Source organism: Kitasatospora sp. NPDC048722, from assembly GCF_040650235.1.
Taxonomy (GTDB): Bacteria; Actinomycetota; Actinomycetes; order Streptomycetales; family Streptomycetaceae; genus Kitasatospora.
Genome location: NZ_JBEZGX010000129.1, coordinates 1 through 5,701 on the forward strand (window position 1 = coordinate 1; position 5,701 = coordinate 5,701).

4 protein-coding genes are annotated in these 5,701 nt (G+C 72.0%); 3 read left to right on the top strand and 1 reads right to left on the bottom strand.

From position 1 onward, the window contains the following. Nucleotides 1-132: 132 nt before the first annotated feature. Entirely contained in the window at nucleotides 133-1,233 is a 1,101-nt protein-coding gene (locus AB0C76_RS40880) for a hypothetical protein (protein ID WP_359975733.1), read from the bottom strand. Nucleotides 1,234-1,422: 189 nt separating this feature from the next. Here AB0C76_RS40880 and AB0C76_RS40885 point away from each other — a divergent pair, with 189 nt between their 5' ends. The 3 genes from AB0C76_RS40885 to AB0C76_RS40895 are packed head-to-tail and all read left to right on the top strand — an operon-like array spanning nucleotide 1,423 to nucleotide 5,682. Continuing rightward, nucleotides 1,423-1,731, top strand: coding sequence for a trypco2 family protein (locus AB0C76_RS40885; RefSeq protein WP_359975736.1), 309 nt, complete (start codon nucleotides 1,423-1,425; stop codon nucleotides 1,729-1,731). A 46-nt stretch (nucleotides 1,732-1,777) separates the two neighbouring features. Continuing rightward, nucleotides 1,778-5,113, top strand: a complete 3,336-nt coding sequence (locus AB0C76_RS40890; protein WP_359975739.1) for a trypsin-like peptidase domain-containing protein — start codon at nucleotides 1,778-1,780, stop codon at nucleotides 5,111-5,113. Between the two features lie 2 nt (nucleotides 5,114-5,115). Then, nucleotides 5,116-5,682 (top strand): DUF4913 domain-containing protein, encoded by a 567-nt coding sequence (locus tag AB0C76_RS40895; protein ID WP_359975742.1) that lies wholly within the window; start codon nucleotides 5,116-5,118, stop codon nucleotides 5,680-5,682. Nucleotides 5,683-5,701: the final 19 nt, after the last annotated feature.

Genomic DNA, 5,701 nt, shown 5'->3' on the forward strand with positions numbered 1-5,701 from the left:
AGCCCGATACGCACCCTAATGCTGCGACCTCATAGGGGTCGCCATCGCCTCCAGCGAGAGCTTCGGAAAGTCCAGGCCGCGCGGGACGGCCTGGACTTTCCAACTCGGCGACACGTAGGCGGCCGAAGGAGCCTAGAGGCCCTCCAGGTCCATCCAGGCAATGTCGTTTAGCTCGACGTTGAGGCCGCGGGCGCGGTGCCCGCCGTCCTTGAAGTACTCGTAGCGCAGGGCTTCGGCGAGGATCTTCTCCTGCTCCTCCTGGCTCTCCCCGGCGTCGCGGGCGGCGTAGAGGCGCTGGGCGACCGAGCCGGGCATCTTGTGGGTGATGATGCGCGGGCGGGGGTCGTCGGTGGAACCGGCCGCCGAGCTGAAGCCGAAGGTGCCGCTGAGGGTTAGCACGAAGCCGTTCTGCTCGGCCGCCCGACGCACCCGCTGCTTCACCCGCGGCTGCCAACTGGCGCGGACTTTCTGTTCGATGGCCTTCGCGGCGGCGGGCTTGGGGGTGCCCTGGCCCTTGAGCCAGCGCTGCACGGTGCGCTGGGAGACGCTGAGGTCCTGGGCGAGCTTCTTGGTGGAGCCCTTGGCGCCTTGAGCAGGAGGCGCATCCGGGCCTGGACGGACTGCGGGATCGGGCGGGTGCGCTCGGCACGCTCCAGACCCTCGCCGATCTCCCGGCTCGGTGGTGGTCGGTGGCGGGGTGGGATCAACGTTGACGGCCGGGCCGTCGGTTTCGACGCGCGGGGAATCAAGCGGGGCGGCAGGCTCGGGGGCGGACGTTGCGGTGTGGTCTTGCTCGGTGCGGAGCCAGGCGGAGGTCATCTCGTAGCGCAGTACGTGGGCCTTGCGCATCATCCGCCCGGTGGCGCCGGTGAGGCTGGTCTCCAGCAGTGCGAGGGCCTGGTTGCAGCGCGGGTCGTCTCCCTCGCCGCGGCGGGCTCGTTCCAGGTTCTCCAGGAAGCGGGCGGCACTGCGCTTCATGGCGGCGGCGAGCTCCAGGAGCTCGCGGTGGCCGGCCTCGCCAGTGGCCGGGATTTCGACGCGCGAGGTAACAAGCGCGTCGACGACGGCGTCCTGCTGGTGCTCCGCCCGCCGGCGCCGGTACGCCTTCGAGGAACAGCCCCGGCCACAGTAGACCGGGCGCCGACCCGGGCCGGTGGTACGCAGTTCGGCGCCGCACTCCGCGCAGCCCGGCGCCTGTGACCCCGCATCAATTCCTAGCGCGTCGTTTTCCATCTCCGTGATCGGGAGCGTATCCGGCCGTCCGGACACGCGCAGCGGCGACCGCGACGTAGACAGGCCGCTCTCGCGCGGCAACTTCCGTGGATGACCTGGAATCAGGTCCGCAGTCGACGTTACTGATGCACAATCAGAACTCCTGTGTCTGCATCAGATTCACGGACAACCGAGGAAGGGGTGGCGACGTTGGCGGAGCCGAACGGGGACTGGCTGGACCTCGCCGATGCGGTGGACCTGCTGCGAAGGCAGATCGTCGAGGCGCGGCGGAGGGCGGGCAGTTCACCCGTTCGCTTCGAGATCGGCGACATCACGGTCGACTTCGAGCTGGAGCTCACCCGCACCCGGGGCGGCGGCGGTGAACTCCGCTTCGGCGTCCTCGGCGCCAACGGCAAGGCCGAGCGCACCGAACGCGGTACCCACCGGATCTCCCTGACCCTCCACCCGCACACCGCCGACGGCGGCGACGTCGAGATCCTGGACCTCGACGAGGACTGAAGGCGTCCGCTCCGGCGGGAGCGAGAACGGAGAGACGGGGGATCCGTTGTCCTTACGGCGCGTCGCACATGTTCGGACAGGTGCCGGGCCGGGTTGCGCAGTCCACGGCTCGGGCTATCTGGTGGCCCCCGGGCTGGTCCTCACCGCCGCCCATGTGGTGAACGGCCAGGGCGACCCGTCGGACGGGCCCGTCACTGTGGAGCTTGCCGGGCTCTCGACTGAGCGGCTGTCCGCGGAGATCGTCTGGATCCGCTATGACGACGACGTGGACGCGGCACTGTTACGCCTGACGGCGGCTCCACTCCCGGCCCCCTCCGATCCCGCCGTCCGCTGGGGCACCCTGGTGACCGAGCTGTCCGGCCGCGAGGTCGTCGCCCTAGGATTCCCCCGGATACAGCGCGACGACCGCGGCCGTGACATCGAACAGCTTTCCGGTCACATCCACCCCGGTACCGGCGCTCGCAGACGCCGGTACGAGATCCACGGTGTCACCTTCCCGTTGCGCACGGGCGGCGCCGAGCAGGTGAGCCCTTGGGGCGGGATGTCAGGTGCCGCCGTCTTCCACAACGATCTGCTGATCGGGGTCGTGTGTCACGATCGCCGACCCGACGGTGGCAGCCGGCTCGGTGCCACCCGGGTGGCGGACCTGTTCGCCGAACCGGCCTTTCGCGCCGCCCTCCGGTCCGCCACCGGCGTCGATCCGCTGCTGGAGCCCGCGGAACCGGCCCGACTGCTCGCGCCCCTCGCGTCCGACCGGACCGTCCTGTCACCCTCCATGCTGCTGCGGGCCGAGGCCGAGGTCGTGCCGTTCCGGGGGCGTGCTGAGGAGAAGCGGCAGCTGGTCGCCTGGTGCGAGGAGGACCCTGACCTGGTGTCGGTCCGGATCCTGGCCGGCGCCGGCGGGTTGGGCAAGAGCCGGCTGGCTAGGGAGCTGGTCCTGGACATGCACCGCCGGGGCTGGGTGGCCGGCCTGTTGGACCGGCCAGCGGCCGGCGATGCCACGGACGGGCTGTCCCTGCTCACCGAACTCCGTCATGACCTCCTGCTCGTCGTCGACTACGCCGAGGGGCGCCCACAAGAGATGCGCGAGTTCCTGTGGCACGCCCATCGACGCGCCCTGCACCGCCCCAGGATCCGGCTCCTGCTGATCGCCAGGGCCCCGGGGGCCTGGAACAAGGACCCCATGCGCGCCGACGCCGACGTGCGGACGGCCCTGAGCTACGCCCCGGTCGTCGAACTCCGGCCGATCGCCGCCACCACGATCGACCGGCGGGCCGCCCACCGCGAGAGTGCCCGGCGGTTCGGCGCCTGCCTGGACCTGCTCCACCAGTACCCCGTCCCACGCGACGCGGCTGGTGGGACCACCCGGTGGGCGGACCTGGCCGAGACCCTGCCGCCGCCACCGGACATCGACGCGGACCGCTACGGCACACCCCTCGATCTCCAGATGGCTGCGCTCACCGCGCTGCTCGACGCAGGCACCCGCCGGTCCGCCGAATCCCGGGGCGCCCCGCTGGAGCAGCAGCTCCTGGACCACGAGATGGCCTACTGGGCCTGGTCCGCGCCCGCCTACCGGGTCGATCTTCTCGGCGAGAAGCTGGAACGGGCGGTCGCCGCCGCCACCCTCTGCGGCGCCGCCAGCCGCACGGAAGCTCTGGACACCCTGTCCCGCGTCCCGGAACTTCCCGGACACCTCCTGGGCGAGATCGCCCTGCTGCTGCGGAACCTCTACCCGCCCCCACCCGGCCGGTTCTGGGGCCAGCTCCAGCCGGACCGGCTCGCCGAGTACCTCGGCTGGCGAGCAGCGGAGGGGCACGAGGGCTTCCTTCCGGCCGTGCTCACCGGGGCCACCGCGGAGCAGCAGGAGCAACTCCTGGTCACTCTGGTCCGGGGCGCTCTCGGACACCTCAGGGCCGACCGGTTCACGGCCGGCGCCGAGTTGTTCGGGCGGCTGGAGACCACGGCGGACGAGATCGGCGGGCTGCACACGGAGGCACTACGGGGATGCTACGCAGCCCTGCCCGACTGGAACCTGCCGCCGGTGGCGAGGTTCGGTGCCTGGGCCGCCGAGCGGTTGGTGGACGCCTTCCTCTTACCGCAGCCCGGGGAGGACGAGGTCTGTCGGCGAACCCGTGAGGCGGACCTGGCGTGGGCGTGGCACCAACGCTGGTACTACTCCGTCGCGGACCAGGCGCCGGGTGGGGTGCACGAGTGGGTTCGGCAGGCGGTGGACCTCCGCCGGGCACTGGCCGCGGCCGACCGGGACACGTACGCTCCCGCACTGGCCTCCTCGCTACACGCCCTCGCGTACAACCAGAGGCACCGCGACCCGGAAGCCGCGTTGGCGACCCAGCTGGAGGCCCTAGCGATCGTGCGTGCCCTCCCCGCCAGCAGGAAGGATCGCGACGCACAGATCGCCTCGGTGCTGCACAACCTGTCCTTCGCGTACCGGGACGTCGGCCGTGCCGCCGAGGCCGACCGCGCTCTTGAGGAGGCCGTCCGCCTCCGGACCGCTCTGATCTCCCGGGAGCCGGACCGGTACCACCACGCCTTCGCCCGTTCGCTCGCCGTCCTGGCCGACGCCCAGGCCGAGCTGGGCCGGCACCGGCTGGCCGTGGCCGCAGCCGAGGGAGCCGTCCAGTACTACCGTCGTTTCCACGCGGTCGACCCGACCGGTGCCGACGAGTTCTTGGCCTGGTCGCTGGGCGTGCTGGCGGACCGGCTGGCAGAGGTGCCCGGTGGCCTGCGCATTGCTACGGACCGGGCAGCCGAGGCAGAAGAGATCCAGCGGCGCTGGGCCCGGAGGTATCCCGAGGCCTACCGCGCCGACCACGCGCACGCGTTGGAGAGGCTGGTCCGGCTCCTGCTGCTCGCCGACGATCTCCCCAGGGCGCTGACGGCCTCGCGCGAGGCTCTCGCAGTTCGGGTCTGCCTCGTGGACGACAGCACGGGACACGGCCTCGCCGACGTGGCCGGAGCGTGGTCGAGCCTCGCCCACGTGTACCAGCGGCTCGGGGACCGGCGCCGCGCACTTCACGCGGTCCGGCAGGCGACGGACGTGGTCCGGGGCCTGCCGGACGCGGCCTCGGCGGGGACCCGGACCTGGCTGGCCGCCCTCCTCGGCCAGTGGGCCGCGATCTGTCTGCTCACCGCCGCCCCGGGGAACGCCCGGCACCACCTGGAAGGGATCCCCCCGGCCAGGGAGTCGCTCGCCATCCTGCGCGACCTCCACGGCGGCCGACGCAACTTCCCGGACGGTTCGCCGTTTCCGGCCGCAGAGACCTTGGACCAGCTGGAGCGCAGGCTCGGCCGCCGTCCGGCGGTGAGCAACCTGACCGTCGTGCGATGGCGGCCCGAATTCGATCTGGAAGGACGCACATGACGGTGGACGGACCAACCGGCGCGGGAGCGCCGGACGTGGAGGGCCTCCTGGAGCCGAGCCCCGCCGGCGAGGCGGAGCAGACGGGCGAGGGGCTGATCTTCGTCACACTGGCGGCGTTCGTGGAGGAGTACCTGACCGTCCTCGTCCGCAGGCCTGCCGAGGGGAGCGGCTCCGCATGGTGCCCTCAATGGTGGGCCCATCCGGAGGCGGTCGCGCGGCTGGCCTCCCTCTGGCGCGCTTTCGAGTACCTGTCGATGGACCCTTCGCTCGGCATGAGCACGTTCTGGCTCCACCACGCGGATCCCCACCTCCGGGCGCTGATGGACCCGCGGCGCGGTCCCTTCGCCGGTTGCGCCGCGGGAGCGGGCCACCGGGACCACGAGCACCTCCCCACGGCGCCCGTCCCCGACGGGCATCTCGACCACCCCGCCTTCTCGCTCCACGCGGCACTGGAAGCCGAGGCGGTCGAGCACCCGACCCCTGAGGAGATCCGCGGCTCCGAGCGGCCCTGGCTCGGATGGATCGCGCTCACCCACCGGGAGTGGCCGAGCCCTCCGGGCCGGATCTAGCTAGGGCGGGTGTCGGGGC